The organism is Rhizobium sp. 57MFTsu3.2 (assembly GCF_012932765.1).
Classification (GTDB): domain Bacteria; phylum Pseudomonadota; class Alphaproteobacteria; order Rhizobiales; family Rhizobiaceae; genus Rhizobium; species Rhizobium altiplani.
On record NZ_JDWI01000030.1, the window covers coordinates 54,543 to 74,937 of the forward strand.

The window sequence follows — 20,395 nt, forward strand, 5'->3', positions numbered from 1 at the left end:
GGGGGCACCATCTTTATTGTCCCCCTTTAGGATATTACGATAACAGTTCCTTGAACATACCGTTTTGTTCGGAAAGCTCCGGAAAGTTGCCTGCTTCGGCCAGCGCACCGCGGTCAAACAGCAGGATTCGATCAAACAATTCCGCAAGTTTTGCGTTCGAAAGCACCCAGATGATGGCCGGCCGTTCGCCTTCCTTGTGCAATCCCTCGACCACATTTCGGGTAATCTGATCCTGAACACGCTGGTCGAGCGCGGATAGCGGCCGGTTGAAGACAAAATAGTCAGACCGTTTGAGAAGCGCACGGGCAAGGTTCAGCTTCTGCCGTTGCGCCATCGTCAGGCGCTTGCCACCGGAACCGACATCAAACTCAAGCCCAATCGACAAGACGTCGTCGAAGAGTTCGAGAGAGTCGAAGAGTTCGCCCATGATGGCCCGGATGCGGTCGGACGCGTCAGCCTGCTGATAGGCGATGCGCCCGAACAGGACATTGTCCATCAGGCTTGCCGAGGAGATGAAGTCCTCCGGATCATACCGCTCGATGACGGCGGAAAGATCATCCGGAATATTCTCATGGAACTGTTTGCGGGCGCTGACGATCTTGGCCATCAGCGCGTCGGTCAGAAGACCGAAACGGTGCCGCGGCTCGATATAGGCAAAGCTGAGACGGATGATTGCAGAGCGCTCTTCGGGCGTTGCATCATCAAACCGTCGGCTCTGCAATTTCTGCAGCAGCGCCTGATAGGTCGGGATATCGTCAGCCGTCATGAAGGTCAGCTGCTGGAAGAACGGGTGATCCGGCGGCAGATCATGGAAGAGTTCGACGGCATTCTCCGCGATCTCCAAGCCCATGGCGTAGAGATCGTCGCTGAGGCCGGTGTCGCGGAAGAGCGCCTGGAAATAGGGATGAGCCGCCAGCCGGCGATTGTTCATCATCGGCCGTTTCATCGAGCCGAAGAGCAAATTCTCGCCGACGGTGGCTTGCGGATTGAACGCATCGAAATCGAACGGCACGACGATATTGCCAAGATCCGACTCCTGCATGCGCTTGCGAAGTGCCGTACGCAGATCGACGATATGTCCGGCAAGCGTCACATGCACGCTCGTGTTGACGGTCGATCGAAGCGCTAGGTCTAGAATGTCCTGCGAAATGAGGACCGCATCGAGCACAGGACGGATTGCCGTCAGGATGTCCTCGGGGCCGGTTGCGCCGGCGGCCTGATAGTCCACCCAGTCGCTGTTGATATCCATTGTCGGGTTGCCGGCCTTGACGGCCTCCTCGGCATGCCACTTGGCTTCAAGAGCCTCCTTGCCGTCGTACTGCGGGTCGCGCATCGGGGCATGCTTCAAGCCGTAAAGAAGATTGTCCCTGAGCGTCCCGTGGAAGAAGTAGGCGTCAGCGGAGGCGTAGGACATGCGCCGGCCGGTAATGGATTCAGGCAGATCGAGAAGGTCATGGCCATCGATCGTCACGCGGCCGGAATCCGGCCACACAAGCCGACCGAGGGCTTCCGCGAAGGCTTCGGCACCACTCGAGTTCGGGCCGACGACCGCGACCGTTTCGTTGGGCTTGATTTCGACCGAGACGTGGTCGACCAGCCGCGCGCCACTGTCGTCACTCACAGTGAGATTTGTGACCACGAGCGGAGCCGTCAGGGCGCCGATCGTTTCTGACGAGATATCCTGTATCTTGCCGTCGATCAGCGGCTCGACATTGAACTGCTCGTAGACCTGTTGATACTTGACCTGCACATCCTGGCGCATCTGATCCCAGTCGATCAGTTCCTTGAGCGGACCCGGCAGATCCTTGTAGGCGCTGATGACCGCAACGAGCTGACCGATGTCCAGTCGGCCCTGCAGCGCGAGATAGCCGCCGATGGCGTAAAACAGGAATGGAGTGACCTGGGCCAGGAAGTTGTTCAGGAATTTGACCAGAAACTTCCACTGGTAGAGGTCATAACGGATCGAGAAGATCAGCCCGAGCCTGGTGGCGATGTCGGCGCGCTCGAAATTCGATGTGTCGTTGCCGTGAATCGTGCCGATGCCGTCGACGATTTCGCCGACGCGGCCGGACAGCTCGCGGGCTGTCAGCTGACGCTGGCGGCCAAGCTCGAGCAGGCGCTTTCTCATGCGCGGGATCACCACCGCCTGCACGCCGACGATCGCCGCGGCAATCATCCCGAGCCAGAAATTCTGCACGATGATGAAGGCGAGCGCCGTCAGCGCCTGCCCGCCGAGCAGGGCAGGCGAAACGAAGGCATCCCCCGTGAAGCCGCCCATCGGTTCGACTTCATCCTTGATCATCGTTGCGATTTCGGCGGACTTGACGCGCTTGAATTGCGACGGCGGGAAGCGGAGTACCCGGTCGATCAACTCGAAACGGATGCGGCGCAGCATGCGCTCGCCAAGCCGTCCCTTGTAGGTGTTGATGTAGAATTTGAAGAGGCCGTTCAAGACGACCAGCGCGAGGAAAACGAGGCTGAGCCCCATCAGCATTTGCAGGCGGTCAAGCTGGAGGCCCTTGAAGAACTCTACCTCGCCGATGACCGGGAAGGTGTAGGACAACCGCATGAACGTTTGCGTTGCGCCTTCGCCCTCGAAGCCCGAGCCCTGAATCGGTCCGTTGACGATCTGCTTCGGCAGGTCGAAGGACAGAAAGTAGGGGATCATCGAGACTGCAACGACTGCCAAAATCCAGAGCTGCTGCAGCCGCGTGTTCGACCAGATGTAACGCGCGAGGCTTTTTTCCATTGCTAACCGTCAGTTGCCTGGGAAATCTGGGGGCAGTGAACCTGCGGCGAAGCCAAAGGGAATGCCGAAAACAGGATCATGCAACCGGACCGCCGTATCTCATAACGAAAACAAGGCGCATCGGATTTCCATCGTCATGCCGATTCTCGCCGGGACGTTGTTTATATCACATCATTTTTGCAAAGTGCGAGGCTTTCACCCGATCATGGACCGAATGATTGATGCCGTTTTGCCGGCCCCCCCGAGATCGAGCAATGCCGAGGCTGCCCGCGGTTTTGCGAGCGCCGCGCTGACCGCATTGGCAACGATTTCGGGCGTCAGACCGGCCTCCGGCAGGATATCCGCGAGCCCGAGTGCCCGCAGCCGTTCCGCGCGGACCGTTTGTTCCGTCTCTCCACCGGCTACGAAGGGAATGAGGATCATCCGGCAGTCGGTCTGAAGCAGATCGCCAACGGTGTTATAGCCCGCCTGCGAGATGGAAACACGCGCGCCGCGCAGCAGCGATGGGAAATCCTTGCGAAACCGGGTCAGCGTAACGTTCGAGGGCGTTGCCTTCGAAAGGCTGGCGAAGTCGGCCTCGGGAAGGTTCGGCCCGCTGATCAGCAGCCACCGCAGGTTCGCCGGCAACATCGCGGCCGCGCCATTGGCCGCGCGAAGCAGGTCGAGGCCGACGGCTCCGCCTCCAGCGGATGCAACAATGTCGAAGGTCTCTTCAGGATCAGCCGCCCGCGGGGCCGCCACCAAGCCGGTATAGAGGAGCTTGGAGGCAATCTCCGCCGTCAGGGGAAAGGTATCTTCCAGGCGAACGAAGCTCGGATCCCCGTGCACCAGGACGCCGTCGAAATGATCTCTGACCAGCGCCACGGTCTCCTCGTCGCGCCCGGGCTTCCGGTTCTGCTGCAGGATATCGCGCACCGAGCTGAAAAGCTTCGGCCGTGGATGCGCTTCTTCGATTGCATCAAGAAGCGGGAGCAGCTCGAACCGCATCTGCCGGCGGCCAAAAGGAAACGCTTCGATGATGACGACGTCGGGCGCTGTATCATGGAAGGCTTCGAGCAGCAGATCCCGGCGTTTGCGCAGGAACGCCTCGTCGGCGGCAATACCATCGCTGTCCGCAAGTCCGGAAAAACCGGCATTGCTTGCCACGACTGGTGGAAGAGCCACCGTCCTGATGCCGTCTCCCGGGAAACCTGGAACCGGCAGCCCACCCGTCACGACAGTGACGTCGAACCCGTCGCTGACAAGCGCGCTCGCGATGCGGCTTGCCCGGGCAATATGCCCGATGCCAAGCAAATGCTGGACATAGAAAAAGACCCGGGGCGCGTTCATGAGGCTTTCTGCCATTCCTGTTCAAACAGATGGCCGAGCTCGGTGATGCTCACCTCGTGATCAAAATGCTCGCGCACGCGTCTTTCGGCCGCATCTCCCAGCCGCGACCGCAAGGCAGGATCGCGGATCAGTGTCTCGAGTGCCGCCGCAAACGCCGCAGGATCCTCGGGTGGCACGAGCCTGCCGTTTTCACCGTCGACAAGAAGCTCCGGCACGCCGGATACCGACGTCGAGATACAGGGCAGGCGCTGGCTCGATGCCTCCACCAATACATTCGGCAGGCCGTCGCGATCGCCATTGGATGCAATCCGGCAGGCCAGTGCGAAAACATCGGCCTGGCGGTAGTGATCGAGCACGTCCTCCTGTGCGAGTGCGCCCTTCCAGCTGATCCGATCCGTCAGATTGAGATCCGCAGCAAGCGCCTTCAGCTTCGGCAGCTTGTCGCCGCCGCCGATGTGCTCGAAACGCCAGTTCAGGTCGCCGGGCAGCAGTGCGAGTGCCTTGAGCAGCGTCTCGTAGCCCTTCTTCTCGACGGCACGGCCGACACTGAGAATGACGACAGGGTCCGCCGGGTTGCTGCCGTCGCGCTGCGATCGCTGGCCGCCGAAATGCCCGAAACGCGCCAAATCGAGGCCGTGATAGCTCAGATGCACGGCGTCCTTGCGGGGGGTCAAGGTGCGCATGTGCTCATAGCCGCTTCGCGTGCAGGTCACCGTCCAGCGGGCGCTGCCAAGCTTCTCATGCAACTCCCAGTCCGGCGATGTCCAGATGTCCTTGGCATGGGCCGAACAGGTCCAGGGCACACCGGTGAGGATGCTCGCATATTCGGTCACGGAGGCAGGGGTATGGATGAAATGTGCGTGCAGCCACTCACCGCTATCCGGCCATTCGCGTGCGAGCACCATCGCCTGTCCAAGCCGCCTGAAGCGGTTGCGAGAAATGTCACGTGGGAGGTCCTTGATGAAGCGCTGCCAGAGAGCCTTGATCCCGGGCCGTCGGAAGCTCGCAAACATCCCCTTCAGTACGCGGATCGGCTCTTCGTGAAGATACTCGGGCAGATAGACGACACGTGCCCTGATCTCGTCATGCACGGGATGCCGCTTTTTGTCGGTTGGCCGGCGCATCGAGATCAAGGTCAGATCAAACCCCGCCTTCTCCAGGCCGAGCAGTTCCTGGGCGATAAATGTCTCCGAAAGGCGCGGGTAGCCTTTCAGCACAACGAGAATCTTACGACGCTTCGACAAGATCTTGTTCTTCACTCGGCCCCGACGACGGACAGATGCGGCCCCCGGCCATCCAGCCAATGTCCGACCGTCTGCGAAATGTGATCGAGGCCCTGCAACTGCAAGGTACAGCCGCTCTTGGACGGCGGTGCGCGGTCGGGAAGCCGTTTCAGGGCCTCGGACATAACCTTGGGATCTGCCGACTGGTCCGGCAGCAGCATGTCGATCAGTCCGAGTTCGCTCGCTCGCCTGGCGCGCAGCAGCTGCTCTTCGCGTGGTTTCACCCTGGGAACAATGAGTGCAGGCTTGTCGAATGAAAGGATCTCGCAATAGGTGTTATAGCCACCCATGGCCACAACGCCGGTGGCCCCCACGATCAGCTCTTCCATATTATTGTCGAACTCGATCACCTCTATGTAGGGAATGCGGGACCCTTTGGCCACCAGCTTGGAGCGCTCGGCAGCCGGCATATAGGGGCCGAGCACGACAAGCGCCTTTTGCTGCAGGGAAGGATCTTGCTCATAGGCGTTCATGACATCGTGGACGAGATCGGACCCATCGCCGCCACCGCCGGTCGTGACCAGAATGTAGTTGTCCGAGCGCGCATTGATCGAGGTCTTGCTCGTCGAGACACTGCGCTGCAGAAATCCGACGAAATCCATCTTTCTGCGCACACTTGCCGGCACGTCCAGGCCGATGAGCGGATCATAGAAATCAGGCGGTCCATAGACCCAGATGGAATCGTAATACTGGTCGATCTTCTGCATGATGCCGTTCCGCTTCCATTCGGCATCAAGCAGGTGGGGGGCATCCATGATCTCGCGCAGGCCAAGCACCAGAACGGTGCCCTGCGCCTTCAGATAGGCCAGCGTCTCCTCGACTTCGCCCTTCAGTCCCATCGGTTCCTTGTCGACGATGAAAATGTCGGGCTGGAAGGTTTCGGCGGTGTGTCGAATACTCGACTCACGCATCTTCAGCGTTTCATGCAGATCGATATGGCCCGCCATCGACGTATATTCGCCGTTGCGAAGCTTGATGACACTCGGGATCTTCACGAAGTCGACGCGCGCCCGGTAATCGAACGCGCCGGCAATCGTGGCTCCGGAGATGATCAGAATATTAAGCCCGCGATAATCCTCGACCAGAGCATGCGCGATCGCGCGGCAGCGGCGCAAATGGCCGAGCCCGAACGTGTCGTGGCTGTACATGAGGATACGGGCATCTTCCAGGCGCCGTGCCATGGGCAATCCTTCTGCGCTGTGGATCATACGAGCACCGCCGGTTTATCGCTGGCCGTCAAAAGACAAAGCAGTGCTCCGCCGGGCTGGCCGCTATTTGTAGGGATCTGCCGCATCGCGCAAGCCGTCTCCCAGAAAGTTGAACGCCAAAATCACCAGAACGACAGGTATAATCGGAAAAAGCAACCATGGATAGAAAGCGATGACGCTTACGCTCTTTGCTTCTGTCAGCAGAATGCCCCAGCTGGTGATAGGCGGGCGCAGACCGAGGCCAAGGAAGCTGAGCGCCGTCTCACCGAGAATCATGCCGGGAATCGAGATCGTGGCAGAGGCGATCAGGTGGGACATGAAGCCTGGAACAAGATGCCGGCCGATGATGCGCGGCGTGCTGGCGCCCATCAGCTGGGCAGCCTGGACATAATCCTCTTCACGCAGGGCCAAGAGCTTTGAGCGCACGGCTCGCGCAAGACCAGTCCAGTCGATGATACCGAGGATGACCGTGATCCCGAAATAGATGACGATGGGGCTCCACGTGACAGGCATGATCGCCGCCAGCGCCATCCAGAGCGGCAGGCTTGGCAGCGACTGAAGAACTTCGATGAGGCGCTGGACGATCAGATCGAAGACACCGCCCCAATAGCCTGCCAATCCGCCGATGACGATACCGAGGCAGAAGCTGATGGCGATACCGATCAGGCCGATCGTCAGCGAAATGCGGGCGCCATAGAGAATGCGCGACAGCACGTCACGGCCGAGGCGGTCAGTGCCAAGCAGGAACATCTGCCCGCCGACTGCCGGACAAACCAGGTGAAGATCCGATTTGACCAGTCCCCAGAACTTGTAGGAATCGCCGCGGCAGAAGAAGCGGATCGGCTGCACCTCATCCGGCTTGTCGGAGTAAAGCCGATGGAGGGTGTCGAGATCGAGCGACATGGAGCGCCCGTAGACGAAGGGGCCGACGAATTTGCCATCGTGGAAGAAGTGCACGCGCTGTGGCGGGGAATGGATGAAGTCCACATTCTTGGTATGTAGCCCATAGGGCGCAATGAACTCGACGACGATAATCATGGAGTAGAGCGCAAGCAGAAAAATGCCGGAGGCAAGTGCCAGCCGGTGCTGCTTGAACTTCCACCACATCAACTGCTTCTGCGAGGCAAGGTGGATGCGCGATTGCGCAGCCGTCATCCCCTCGGTCGCCATGGGATCGAAGGGTGCGGTCGAAACATAATGCGGCATCGGCGCGCCGGGCGGTGGCAAGGGCGACATCTATTTGGTGCTCCTGCCTTGCAGGCGGATACGCGGATCAAGAAAGCCAAGTGCGATATCGGAGACGAGCACCCCGATGACGTTGAGGAAGGCGAGGAACATCAGGAACGAACCCGCAAGATACATGTCCTGGCTCTGCAGGGCCTTGATGAGCATGGGCCCTGTCGTCTCGAGCGACAGCACGATGGCGACGATTTCCGCCCCTGAGATGATCGAAGGCAGGATCGATCCGATATCGGCGACGAAGAAGTTGAGAGCCATGCGCAGTGGATACTTCACGAGCGCGCGAAGCGGGTGAAGCCCCTTGGCGCGGGCGGTGACGACGTATTGTTTCTGCATCTCGTCGAGCAGATTGGCGCGAAGCCGGCGGATCATGCCGGCCGTTCCCGCCGTGCCGACGATGATGACCGGAATCCACAGATGCGAGAGAATGGACCGCGCCTTTTCCCAGCTCATCGGTTCGTTCAGGAACCTTTGGTCCATCAAGTGGCCGATCGAGACGCCGAACCAGATGTTGGCGAAGTACATCAGGATCAGGGCCAGCATGAAGTTCGGGATCGCGATGCCGAGCAGGCCGAGAAAGGTCAGCCCGTAGTCGCCCCAACTATACTGATGGGTCGCGGAATAGATCCCGATCGGAAAGGCGATCAACCACGTCAGCAGGATCGTGGAAAAGGAAACGAGCATCGTCAGCCAGAGACGATCACCGACGACTTCCGAGACCGGCAGCTGGTATTCGAACGAATAGCCGAAGTCCCCGTGCAGCATGCCGCCGACCCAGAAGAAGTAGCGGACGATCTCAGGCTTGTCGAAACCGTATTGTATCCTGAGTTCTTCGATTTCCTGCAGGTTGGCACTCTCGCCCTGCGCCCGCAGCTCGGCGATCTGGCTTTCGAAAAAGTCGCCCGGCGGAAGTTCGATGATGGTGAAGACCAGCGCCGAGATGATGAACAGTGTCGGCACCATCGCAGCAATGCGCCAGAGGATGTATTTCAGCATCCCTCAAGCCTCCTTGAACCAGAAGGCATCCGGCATGTAGAGGCCGAGATAGGATGTCGGGTCAAAACCATAGAGGCCCTCATCCGGCACGTTCTGCAATTTGGCGGATCGGACGATCGGCTGCAGCGTGCTGTTGATGAGGCCGATCGAGAAAACCTGCTGGGTATAGAGCGCCAGCATCTTATGCCAGATCACCTCTCGCTCCTCGAATCTCGAGGTATCACCCCACTGTTTGAGAAGCGCGACGAGCTGCTGCACTTCCTCAAGGTCCGGGGCGCTGCCTTCCTGCCCGGCCGACAGGTGATACATCCCCCAAAGCGGCCATTGCAGTTGATCGTCGACGGTTGGCGCAAGCTGCCCCGGAGACATGTCCGCGGTCGCAACCCCGTTCTCGATGCCGTACCAGATCGACATCATGATCGTGCCGCTCATGGCGCGGCTGCGGAAAACGTCGCGTTGTGAGGTGCGGGTATAAAGAGCAAGACCGACCTCAAACCAATGATCACGCACCAGTTCCAAAACGTCCGTGTCGAGGTTGCTTTCGCCAGCGGTCTCCACGGTGATTTCGGCACGGCGACCATCCGGCAACAGCCGAATGCCATCGGCGCCACGGTTCGCCAGCCCGAGCTCGTCCAGGAGCTTGTTTGCCTGATCGGGATCATGAGCAATGAAGGCTTCCGCATATTCGGGTCTGAAGAGGGGGCTATCGGGCAAAACGGTATCAGCGCTTGCCCTGCCGAGACCATAGAAGGCAACCATGTTGATCTCATGCCGATCGATCGACATCGACAGCGCCCGGCGGAAGCGAGTTTCCCGGAACAGCTTGCGCCAGACCTCGTCGGCGCAGTTGAGGTTCGGCAGGAGCGCCACGCGCGATCCGCGCACCTGCTTCCACAGGTTGACCTTCACGGGGAACCGCTTTTCGGCATCCTTGAGGAATGTGTAATCGTTGAAGTCGACGCCAGTGGCCTGTAGGTCGGATTCACCGGCGCCCGCCTTGGCGGCGATGATCGAGGATGAACTGACGTTGAGGATGAACTTGTCGATGTAGGGAAGTTGTACCCCGTTCTCGTCGATGCGATGGAAAAACGGGTTTCGCACGAACACGAATTGGTCGGCCGGCAGAGGCGTCGTGTTGCGCCAGGGATCGAGCGTTGGCAGTTCCGGATTTTCAGGACGCGAGGAGCGCGACATCTTGATGTGCAGATCCGCCCACTTCTTGACGCGGTTTTCCTTCATCAACGCCGAAATACGGAAATCGTCCTGGTATTTCTTGTGAAACTGCTTGAGATAGTGCCCCGGCCCGAAGATCACGAGCGGCAGAGGGCCGGCAAGCGCCGGCAGGAACATCGGATTGGGTCGCTCCCAGGTGTAGCGAACTGTCAAAGCGTCGAGCACTTCGAATTTCGGCAATGTGCCATGGGGTCGCAACTCGAGCGCGCCACCACCAGGTGTCAGGTCCTTGTTGTGGATCACGTCCTCCCACCAGTAGCGGAAATCGTCCACCGTAAAGGGTGCACCGTCGGACCAGCGGTGACCTTCGCGGAGATAGAAGGTGAAGACCGTGTCATCCTTGGATTCGAAACCCAGGAGAATATCCGGCTGGAACATCAGATGCTTGTCGTAACCGACCAGGCGCGAATAGCCATAGACGGTCATGTAGCGGATATCCTTCTGGCTGCCGATGATCGTGCGCACCGTGCCGCCATAGACGCCCGGCTGGCGCCCCGTATCCTTCATCTTGACGATCCGCGGATGCGTCGGCAGGCGATCCACCATGGGAGGAATGCGCCCTGCGCGCAGCCAATCCCTCAGGAATTCGGGTTCGATATCGCGATCCGCCGCCGCCTTGACAGCCGAGGGCAGCACTGCCGAACCGATAAGACCACCGAGAAACGTGCGCCGCGTTACCATGAGCGAAGCTCCTTTGCGTCTGCACCCTTGCGGGCACGCACAAGATGGCCGTTGCCGAGATCAGCGTAGGCGAGCTCGGACGCATCATCATGCTCCGCCGTAAAGGTAATGCCCCAGTTCTGCTTGTCTGCGGCGCCGTTTATTCTCAGCGCCTCGAAATCGAGCGGACGGTTGAGGTCGGGGAAGGGGACCGCCGCCAGGAGCGACTTCGTATAGGGATGCACCGGATCTCGCAGAATGATCTCGCGCGGGGCAATCTCGACGATGCGCCCCTTGCACATCACCGCGATGCGGTCGGCCATGTAGTCGACAACCGCCAGATTGTGCGAAATGAACAGATATGTCAGCCCGAGATCCTTCTGCAGGTCTTTCAAAAGGTTCAGGATCTGTGCCTGGACGGAAACGTCGAGGGCCGATACGGGCTCGTCGAGAATGATGAGCTTTGGCCCGAGTGCCAGCGCGCGCGCAATGCCGATGCGCTGGCGCTGCCCGCCGGAAAAACTGTGCGGGTAGCGGTTCAGATAGCGCCGGTCGAGGCCGATCGCACCCATCAGCGCCTCTACCCTCTGCTTGCGCTCGGCGCTATCCCCGCGGTCGTGGATCTCCAGCGGCTCGCTGAGGATGTTGCGCACGGTCATGCGCGGTGACAGCGACGAGACCGGATCCTGGAATACCATCTGTATCTTGGTGCGCAGCTCCTGCAGATCGTCGCCGGAAACAGACAGGACGTCGATGACGTCCTTGCCATCATTGAAGATCACCGAGCCACCGTTCGGCGTCACGGCCCGCATCAGGATCTTGCTGACCGTCGTCTTGCCGCAGCCGGATTCGCCGACGAGCCCCAGGCATTCCCCCCGCCGGATGTCAAAGCTGACATCGTCGACAGCATGAACGACGGCGGCTTCGCGCGTTCCAAAAAGGCCGCGGTTGCGGGTCTTGAAGGTCTTGGAGAGATTGTTGACGGAAAGCAGGATCTCCGGCCCTTCGGCCTTCACCTTCTTCTTGCCGATCAGGGACTCCAGGTTGACAGGCACGTCGCGCAGCGCCTTGAGACGTTCGCCGGGCTTCATGTCGAAATGCGGCACGGCGGCCATCAGACCCTTGAGATAAGGATGCTGCGGGTTGCGGAAGATCGACTCGACCGGTCCCGCCTCCATGATCTCGCCATGATAGATCACCACCACCTCGTCGGCCATGTTGGCAACGACGCCGAGATCATGCGTGATCAGCAGCATCGCCATTCCGAGCTTGTGCTGCAGGTCGCGCAGCAGCTCCAGGATCTGTGCCTGGATGGTCACGTCGAGCGCAGTGGTCGGCTCGTCGGCGATCAGGAGCGCCGGATTGCAGATCAGCGCCATTGCGATCATCGCGCGCTGGCGCATGCCGCCCGAGAGCTCGAAGGGGTACATGTCGAAGGTGCGCTTCGGATTGGCAAAGCCGACAAGACCCAGCATCTCCTCGGTCTTTTCGCGTGCTTCCTTCTTGTCGGCCTCCGTGTGGATGAGGAGCGCTTCACTGATCTGATTGCCGACGGTGTGGAGCGGCGACAGCGAGGTCATCGGCTCCTGAAAGATCGTCGCCATGCGGCGGCCACGCAGGTCACGCATCTCCTCGCTGTCGCGGGAATAGCGGAGAATGTCTGTCGTCTTACCATCCAGCGGGTCGGTAAAGAGGATCTGCCCCTCGGCCGTTGCGGGGTTTGGCAGGATGCCCATGATGCTTTGGCTGATGACCGATTTACCTGAGCCGGATTCTCCGACGAGCGCAGTGACCTTGCCCGGCAAAATACGGATATTCGCGTTTTTTACGACGCGCAGGCGATCGCCGAAAACCGAGAAAGAAACGTCGAGGTTCTCGATGCGCAACAGATCCGAGGCGGACGCCATACCAATGAAATTCCCCAGTTTTTCCATGTTCCCGTTAAGGCACACTACCGTACCGCAATCGGGGTGTCCAGTTGATGACGGACACGTGAAAACCCTGGCATTTTAAAGGCTGGGGAAGATTCAATCTCGGCTGAATCTGCGCCCTGGTATCTCTACTGGACGAATTCCTCCACCGTCGGTCTTTTGGCCTGCTTTCTAGCATCGCGATGAAGCAGAATGACCTGCTCCGCCTCGGAAAGTCCGGCCGGTGCGACCTCGCGGAAATTCTCTTCGACGTGCAGGACCGGTGCTGGCACATGCGGCTGCAAGACCGTGACTTTTTGGCGGATGCCGCGGAGCTTTTCCTCGCCGAGCGTGCGCCACTCACCGCCGCAGTAGCCGGCAAAGGCCTGACTTGCGATGACCTCGCTCGAATATTTCTTCGTCAGCGATTGCAGGCGCTGGACCTCGTTGACGGCCGAGCCGAACGCCGAAAAAGTCAGGCGATCCTTGAGGCCGACATTGCCGAACATGACGTTGCCGACGTGCAGGCCGATCCCGTAGGAAACCTTGGTCAGGCCGGCATCCAGTCGCTCCCGGTTCAATTCCGCGACACGCGCTTGCGCCTGGTGGACCGCGGAAAGGGCTGCCTGACAGGCAATCTTGGATGGATCCTTGTGCCGGCCACAGGGATAGACGGCCAGGAAACCGTCGCCGAGGAAGCTCAGGATCTCACCGCCATTGCGGTTGAATGGCGCAGCGATCGCGTCGAAGAACTGGTTCAGCGTATCGATGTAGGCCTGCCGCCCCTCTTTTTCGGCGTAGACGGTCGACTGGCGCATATCGCCCATGACGAGAGCGGCACGGATCGTCTCGCCGTCGCCACGGCGGATCTGGCCATTCAACACCCGCTTTCCCGCATCACCGCCGAGATAGGTGGTGAGCATGTTGTTGGCGAGCTTGCCTAAGACCGCCATCTTCGCGGCAACGGCAAGATGGTTCTGCATGCGCAACAGCGCATCGATCATGTCGTCGGAGAAGCCGGCGTGGCTATCCGTCGACCATGAGCCCATCATGCCCTGAACGGAGCCATCGCCGAATGGCTGGACGAAAGCCAGATAGTCGGTGATGCGCTCATCGCGCAGGTCGAGGAAGACCGGGAATTCAGCTGGGCCGTCGGCCGGTATCCGGCGACGGATGTGCTGGAGGCTATTGTCCAGGAGATAGTAGTAGGGGCTCTGCAGGAAGCGGTCCGGCTTCTGCCCGGCGGCATGGCGATAACCTTCGATCGTGACACCGCTTGCGCGTCGCCATGTAAAGCTCAATGCGTCGTAAAGCGGGTGCAGCATCGAAAACGTCAGATGCACGCGCGCGATCGGCAGCCCTGCCGCCGCAATACGCTCGCAGAATCCGCGAACGATGCTTTCGAGGTCATCTCCGGCCAGCGACGAATTCGTCAGCCATTCAGCGACCCGATCCAACAAAATAGAGGAGACGCTGGATTCGATCGTGCCCATTCTTGGTAGTATCCTCATAAAGCACGTCCATTCCTGAAAAGCGTCGACAACCCTGCCTGCAGCAACGCCGTGCGCAGGGCGGGAAGGAGGATGGACGAGCGGTAATATTGTGTCAACGATCTGCCGGGAGCCCGGCAGCGGCACCTGTCAAACCCTTGATAAAGTGGGTAGGATAGGCAGTCCTTTCTCGTGGTTCGTTATTCGACGTAGATAGGCACGGGACCAATCCCAAACAATGGTATCTGCGCATTTTCTGACCCTGCAATGAAATCTCTTGGGGTATCCGCGCCTTTTTGGTCACACTGGTCGGGACTGCCGGAGGATCGAGGCACAGCCGCAGCGCGAGTCTTCGCGGTTACATCAACGGACGTCGATTTGGCGGCGGGTTTCAATTGGTGCGCTCTTACATTAGATCAAGGTACCTTCAGCACTATGATGAGACCTGCCTTGGCGAGTTCCTCCACCTACGACGTCCTTTCAAACAAGATCGAAACCCGCAATGCCCGAGCCGGTGTCATAGGCCTCGGCTATGTCGGCTTGCCGCTGGCAATCGCCATTGCCCGCAGCGGCTTTGCTGTCACCGGCTTTGACATCGACCCCAACAAGATCGTCTCCCTGGATGCGCGGCGTTCCTATATCGATGCGGTCGCAAGCGACGACCTCGCTGCCGAAATTGACGGCCAGCGCTTTTCGGCCACGACGGATTTTTCCAAGCTTGCGGCCTGCGACGTCATTGTCATCTGTGTGCCGACCCCACTCACCAGGCATCGCGATCCTGACCTTTCCTTTGTGGAGGCAACCTCTCGGTCGATTGCAGAGCATCTGCGTGCCGGCCAGCTCGTGGTGCTGGAATCGACGACCTATCCGGGCACCACGGATGATGTCGTCAAGGTCATCCTGGAGAAAACCGGCCTGAAATCCGGCCGCGACTTCTTCGTCGGATTCTCGCCCGAGCGTGAGGATCCGGGCAACCAGCACTATCACACAGCGACAATTCCGAAGGTTGTCGCCGGCGATGGCGCAGAGGCCCTGGCGCTGATGAAGAGCTTCTACGGCGCTGCGGTCAAAACCGTCGTTCCGGTGTCTTCCAACGCCACTGCAGAAGCCGTCAAGCTGACCGAAAACATCTTTCGGTCGGTCAACATCGCGCTCGTCAACGAGCTGAAGACCGTCTACGCCGCCATGGGAATCGATGTCTGGGAAGTGATCGACGCGGCCAAGACCAAACCCTTCGGCTACATGCCCTTCTACCCGGGCCCGGGCCTTGGCGGCCACTGCATTCCGATCGATCCCTTCTACCTCACCTGGAAATCCCGCGAATACGAGTTGCCGACGCGCTTTATCGAGCTCGCTGGCGAGATCAATTCGGCGATGCCGCGTTATGTCGTCGGCAAACTTGCCGAAACACTCGACATCAAGGCCGGCAAGGCGCTCAGCCGCTCGCGGGTCCTGATCCTTGGCCTCGCCTACAAGAAGAACGTCGCCGACATTCGCGAGAGCCCTTCATTGCGCCTGATGGAGATCATCGAAGAGCGCGGCGGCAAGGCCGACTATCACGATCCCCATGTCGGTGAGATCCCCTCGACGCGCGAATATCAGCATTTGAAGGGCCGGAAATCGGTCGATCTCACGCCCGGGGCCCTGGAAGCCTACGATGCAGTTCTTGTCGCAACCGACCATGACAAGCTCGACTATGCGGTGATCGCAGATAGTGCGCCGCTGATCATAGACACCCGCAATGTCTTCACGCGCCTCGGGTTGTTTGCCGACCACATCGTCAAGGCGTGATATCGACTGCTGACAGTGTCTTGCCCGTGATCTGGCTGGCAGCGACGGCGTAGCCGCCGCTGGCACCGTCGACAAAGTGCACGTGGTCGCGTGACACCGGTGTCGGGACAAAACAGGTCATCAGCGCCGAGGACTGCCGGTGCAGGCCGTAACGGGCAATGCCCTTTGCTTTCGCCTCTTCGAGGAGCGCCTGGATACGGGCGAGATGGCCGGCATCGACGTCGATCGTCATCTTCAGCCCGTCGTCGAACTTGCGGAAATCTGAATTTCCGGAGACGTCTTGCGTGTAGCGCCGGGCGTCGAAACGGCCCAGCTTGATGCCCAGCCTGTGGAGCGCGACGACAAGCGCGATCTGCAACAGGATGATCAGCTTCCGCAGCAGTCTCTTTCCCGGCAGTGCGGTTGCTCGTGCCTCACGATCGACGCCCTGCATCGAAAAGGCAAATTCAGGGCCATCCACGGGAATCGGGTGGCCGCCACGGCCCTGTTCTGAAGAGATAGCCACGACGTCCATCACGAGCTTGCGAAACTCCGGGCTGGGACGCCCGCCCTCGGCCGGTACGGCGATAATGGAGACGATCTCGCCGTTATGCGCCGCAATCGGGCTCCACCGACAGGAGAGACCGGTCAGATCCGGCCGCGTCCCTGGCGGTGCAGGCTCGACGCTATAGCGTCCGGCCTTCATCTGGCGCTCGGCCCAGCTGGCTCCGCCGCCGGCAAACATGGCATAGGTTACGAAGGGACTGGCGGCGTGACGGGCGACGCGAACGTCCAGGCCTTCCTTGCGAATATCGGCAAGCGGTACGACCGCAATGCGCAGCGTCAGGCCCATTTCCTCCTCTACCCATCGCTGCGTTGCCGCCAGTGCACTTCGCGCCGCATTCTCGAGATTCCCCGGCAGCGCAACCACGGCACCATCGCCGCCAAACACGAACGGGTAGTCACCCTTGTCAACCGCATTCAGCACGGCTGAAATGACGCTGACACCCGCCATGTTGACGTCCTTGTAGCGGCCGGTGGCGATCGCCTGCGTCGAACCGACGATGTCGGCAAGGGCCAGGAACCAGCCGTCGGGAAGCGGGTGATAATTGCTCGTATCGGTTACCCGCTCGAAATCGGTGAAAACGGGTACGTCGGCAAAGAATCTTTCATTCGAGATGTCGTTCATCTGAGAAACCTAGCACAGACCCATGCTGTAACCGCAACGCCATTTTCCCATCTACGGCAATCGACTTCATACAGTTTCATGTGCTAGCACCGCTTTCGAAACGATTGAATGGACAAGAACATAGATGAGCCGCCTGGACAGCTTCATCCGCCGATTGACGGCTCAACGCGACATATTGAATGCGATCGTCGAGCTGGTGAACGGCACCGAGGGGCCGGTTCTGGAATTCGGCCTTGGCAATGGCCGCACCTATGATCATCTGCGCGAGCATTTTCCTGATCGTCGCATCATTGCCTTCGACCGCGACGTTCGCTCCTATTCGTCTTCGACACCCCCGGCGGAGAATATGGTGACCGGCGATATCCGCGAATCCGGCCAGGCCTTTCTGGGAATCGGAGCGGCACTCGCCCATGCCGATATCGGCACCGGGCATGACGATATCGACGCCATCACACTGACGTGGCTGCCGCAACTCATGGCAGGCGTGCTTGCCAAGAATGGCATCGCCGTCAGCGGTCTGCCGCTGGATCGCCCGGAACTGGAGCCGCTCGAACTTCCGGCGGGGGTCAAGGAAGGCCGCTACTATCTCTACCGGCGGAAATAATCAGGGAAGAAACAAGACGTCGTACTGTTCGATGCTGCCCGGCAGGTTGACGACCTTCATCTCCTGCTCTTCCTCCTCGAAGAAGACCAGGCAATCCTCGTAGTAGCCGGCGAGCGTCCTGATGAAATCGCGGGTCTGTTCCGGTCCGTAAAAGAGCGGCGTGAATTCCATGTAGAGCGGCACGCGGCGCGACAGGAGCGGGGCCATCGAGGCGCAGGCGACAGGCTCATAGCCCTCGATATCCATCCAGACGAGACCGATATCGAGGGGATCGATGGAGAGCTCATCGAGGATCTCGGTCACCGGTCTGACCGGGACGCTCGTTTTCTGGTCGCTGGCACTTTTTCGGTACGCGCTGCTCTTGCCGTGATTGTCGGCATTCATGAAGAAGTCGATCTTGCCAGCCGTCGCCCCGGCGGCGCAGTTGACCAGCGTCACCATTTGATCGAGCCTGTTCTGGCTGATATTGGTCTGCAGCAGGGGGAAGTTGCGCGGGTCGGGCTCGATGCTGACGATGTGATCATAGGCGCCGCTCAGTGCGAAATAGACGGTCTGCGTCCCGATGTTGCCGCCAATCTCCAGAAGATAGCGCCCGTGCATGAGCCCGCGCTCGCGCAGCACCGTGATCAGGCGGTCCACATGCTCGCGCTCGAAGTGCCCCTTTCGAAAGACCTTGCGCCCAATGTAGTCGGACGGCGAGAAGGTCATCAGATGATCGCCAGCATCGACCGTCATCGACACGACGCGCGGCCCGATGCTCTCGATCAGCAACCGCCTGCCGCTGCGAGTATTGAAGAACCTTTTTGCGACAGCGTTGCGCGCCTTTCGCAGCCGTTTCTGCCAGAATTTGGTGTTGAGCCAGCCGCGGCTCGTCATGCAACTTTTCCTTCGATCAGTTCAGCGGCCTTGTCGCTCGGAATCACATAGACTTTCAAGGGCAGGGCGCGACCGCGCACGCTGATTTCACGGCTTTCCACACCCGCCGTGTCGGCCCCGGAAAGGCTTGCGACCGCGTCGGAAATGACGATGGCTGCATCGAATTCCTTGGCTGCGGTCTCCAGCCTGCTTGCAACGTTGACGGTGTCGCCGATCGCCGTGAGGCTGCGCACCCGACCATAGCCGAGCGTTCCGACGACGGCGGGCCCCGTGTGAATTCCGATGGCGATGTGAAGCGGCATGGAGAGTTCGTCCGAAAGCTCGACGCCGAGCCTTTCGATGTCGCGAACGATGGCCGCTGCCGCGGCAAGCGCCTGGCGACATGCCTCTTCAGGCGCGCTGCCGATGCCGAAGAGCGCCATGGCGCCGTCACCGATGAACTTGTCGACACGGCCGCCTGCCTTTTCAACGGCGTTTCCAACCAGGGCGAAATAACGGTTGAGCAAAAATACGATATCGAAGGGCAGACGCATTTCCGTCAGTGACGTGAAATGGCGAATGTCGCAGAAGAGAACCGTAATCTCACGCTCGCGTCCGGGGCTGGTTTCCTGTGCGTTTGGCGGCAATGTCGCCTCTGGCGCGGCAACGAGCAGCGGTGCGACCGTCACGTCATGAGTTGGCCGCAGCTGGCAGGCAAGCCGCACATCGGGCGCTGCCTTGATCCTCTTCAGCGTCGATTGCTCGAGCTTGTCTGGCGGCGGCAGATCCTCGTATCGGCCAAGGATCTGGACACGGCAGGTCGAGCATTGCCCCTTGCCGCCGCAGACGGAATAGTGCGGCAAACCACCGAGCCGGCTTGCCTCCAGAACCGTAAAGCCGCGCGGCACGCTGATCGCCTCGCCACCCGGATAGCGCACTGTGATCTGATTGACCCGCTCCCTCCACCGTCGCCATGTCCGCGCGCCGACGACGATCAAAAGCGCGCCCGAAAACGAGCCGTAGAGGCCGGCGCGGATCATGCTAAGCTGGCGCTGTGCCTCAGGGTTCGAGTAATAGCGCGTGTTGAGATTCTCGAGATAGCGGTCGGTGTTGACCATTCCCTCGTAGGCCGGCTCCGCGATCGTCCTTCCCATTTCAATGAAGCCGAGTATGCCAAGAACCGGCAAGAGGATCGCGACCGCAAGAAGCATGGCGGCGATGGTGTCGTACCAAGGCCGGTAGCGAAGCCAGAAATGCAGGCCGATACAGCCATGGATCCAGACGGCAAGCAGTGCGATGATCTGGCGCCATCCGTTGCCAGGAGAGGTAATCCAGAGCAACCGGACGATGGTCTCGTAGTCGTCCCGGTAGTGAAACAGCGTATGGGCGATTCGCGTGCCGATGACATGGTCGATCAACAGCAGCGGGATCGCGATCCCGAGCACGATCTGGGTCATCTCGCCCGCCGGCATGACAAGGCTGCGGCGCCTGTAGACCGCCCTCAGCACCAGCGTGATGTGAACGAGGACGGCGCCGTAGAAGACGACGGTTCCGACAGGGTTGCGCCAGATCGCCAGGAAAAGCCTCCGCCCGTCGTCGGCTACCGGGACGGAGATCAGACCCAGCGCATGGTTGGACAGATGCAGCAGGACAAAAAGAAACATGACGAGGCCGGAACCAAGCCGAGCTCTTCTGATCGTCCGCTCTGAAAAAATACTGGTGGCAGCGACCGTCGCCATTCATTCCCGTTCTTGAATACCAAATGACAAATACAATAGAGAGGACGGAATTGAGGTGGAATTGCCGCCGTCTCTGATTGTGATCGCCTTTCACATGCTATCAGCAAAACCTAAGGAAGCCGACAATAGCGGAATTTCTCG

14 protein-coding genes are annotated in these 20,395 nt (G+C 59.9%); 2 read left to right on the top strand and 12 right to left on the bottom strand.

The window, feature by feature from the left end:
- Window positions 1-34 precede the first annotated feature (34 nt).
- From AF71_RS25090 to AF71_RS25130, 9 genes are all read right to left on the bottom strand, one after another.
- Complete coding sequence (locus tag AF71_RS25090) at window positions 35-2,749, bottom strand: ABC transporter ATP-binding protein (protein WP_169683715.1); 2,715 nt, start codon at window positions 2,747-2,749, stop codon at window positions 35-37.
- A gap of 195 nt (window positions 2,750-2,944) precedes the next feature.
- On the bottom strand, window positions 2,945-4,078 hold the full coding sequence (locus AF71_RS25095; RefSeq protein ID WP_169683716.1) for a glycosyltransferase: 1,134 nt from the start codon (window positions 4,076-4,078) through the stop codon (window positions 2,945-2,947).
- Window positions 4,075-5,322: a glycosyltransferase gene (locus AF71_RS25100; RefSeq protein WP_169683718.1), complete on the bottom strand. Its 1,248-nt coding sequence runs from the start codon at window positions 5,320-5,322 to the stop codon at window positions 4,075-4,077. Before AF71_RS25100 ends, AF71_RS25095 begins: the two co-directional genes overlap by 4 nt.
- An 11-nt stretch (window positions 5,323-5,333) precedes the next feature.
- Complete coding sequence (locus tag AF71_RS25105; protein ID WP_169683719.1) at window positions 5,334-6,542, bottom strand: glycosyltransferase family protein; 1,209 nt, start codon at window positions 6,540-6,542, stop codon at window positions 5,334-5,336.
- Between the two features lie 90 nt (window positions 6,543-6,632).
- A complete protein-coding gene (locus tag AF71_RS25110; protein ID WP_169683720.1) occupies window positions 6,633-7,805 on the bottom strand; it encodes an ABC transporter permease in 1,173 nt (390 codons plus the stop codon).
- Window positions 7,806-8,804 carry an ABC transporter permease gene (locus tag AF71_RS25115; RefSeq protein ID WP_169683721.1) on the bottom strand — a complete coding sequence of 333 codons (999 nt, stop codon included), beginning with the start codon at window positions 8,802-8,804 and terminating at the stop codon, window positions 7,806-7,808.
- A gap of 3 nt (window positions 8,805-8,807) precedes the next feature.
- Window positions 8,808-10,718 (bottom strand): ABC transporter substrate-binding protein, encoded by a 1,911-nt coding sequence (locus AF71_RS25120; RefSeq protein WP_169683722.1) that lies wholly within the window; start codon window positions 10,716-10,718, stop codon window positions 8,808-8,810.
- Window positions 10,712-12,604: an ABC transporter ATP-binding protein gene (locus AF71_RS25125; RefSeq protein ID WP_169683723.1), complete on the bottom strand. Its 1,893-nt coding sequence runs from the start codon at window positions 12,602-12,604 to the stop codon at window positions 10,712-10,714. Before AF71_RS25125 ends, AF71_RS25120 begins: the two co-directional genes overlap by 7 nt.
- 152 nt (window positions 12,605-12,756) lie before the next feature.
- Window positions 12,757-14,100, bottom strand: a complete 1,344-nt coding sequence (locus AF71_RS25130) for an adenylate/guanylate cyclase domain-containing protein (protein ID WP_169683724.1) — start codon at window positions 14,098-14,100, stop codon at window positions 12,757-12,759.
- 432 nt (window positions 14,101-14,532) lie between these two features.
- Between AF71_RS25130 and AF71_RS25135 the strand changes: the two genes are divergently transcribed.
- Entirely contained in the window at window positions 14,533-15,888 is a 1,356-nt protein-coding gene (locus tag AF71_RS25135) for a nucleotide sugar dehydrogenase (protein ID WP_210258386.1), read from the top strand.
- Here AF71_RS25135 and AF71_RS25140 read toward each other — a convergent pair.
- Window positions 15,878-17,056: a DUF3095 domain-containing protein gene (locus AF71_RS25140; RefSeq protein WP_169683727.1), complete on the bottom strand. Its 1,179-nt coding sequence runs from the start codon at window positions 17,054-17,056 to the stop codon at window positions 15,878-15,880. The genes AF71_RS25135 and AF71_RS25140 overlap by 11 nt on opposite strands.
- A 124-nt stretch (window positions 17,057-17,180) precedes the next feature.
- On the opposite strand from AF71_RS25140, the gene AF71_RS25145 reads away from it, so the two are divergent.
- Window positions 17,181-17,660 (top strand): class I SAM-dependent methyltransferase, encoded by a 480-nt coding sequence (locus AF71_RS25145; RefSeq protein WP_169683728.1) that lies wholly within the window; start codon window positions 17,181-17,183, stop codon window positions 17,658-17,660.
- On the opposite strand, the gene AF71_RS25150 is transcribed toward AF71_RS25145, so the two are convergent.
- Window positions 17,661-18,536, bottom strand: a complete 876-nt coding sequence (locus AF71_RS25150; RefSeq protein WP_169683729.1) for an FkbM family methyltransferase — start codon at window positions 18,534-18,536, stop codon at window positions 17,661-17,663. It lies immediately after the preceding gene.
- Complete coding sequence (locus tag AF71_RS25155) at window positions 18,533-20,254, bottom strand: adenylate/guanylate cyclase domain-containing protein (protein ID WP_169683730.1); 1,722 nt, start codon at window positions 20,252-20,254, stop codon at window positions 18,533-18,535. Before AF71_RS25155 ends, AF71_RS25150 begins: the two co-directional genes overlap by 4 nt.
- Between the last annotated feature and the right edge of the window lie 141 nt (window positions 20,255-20,395).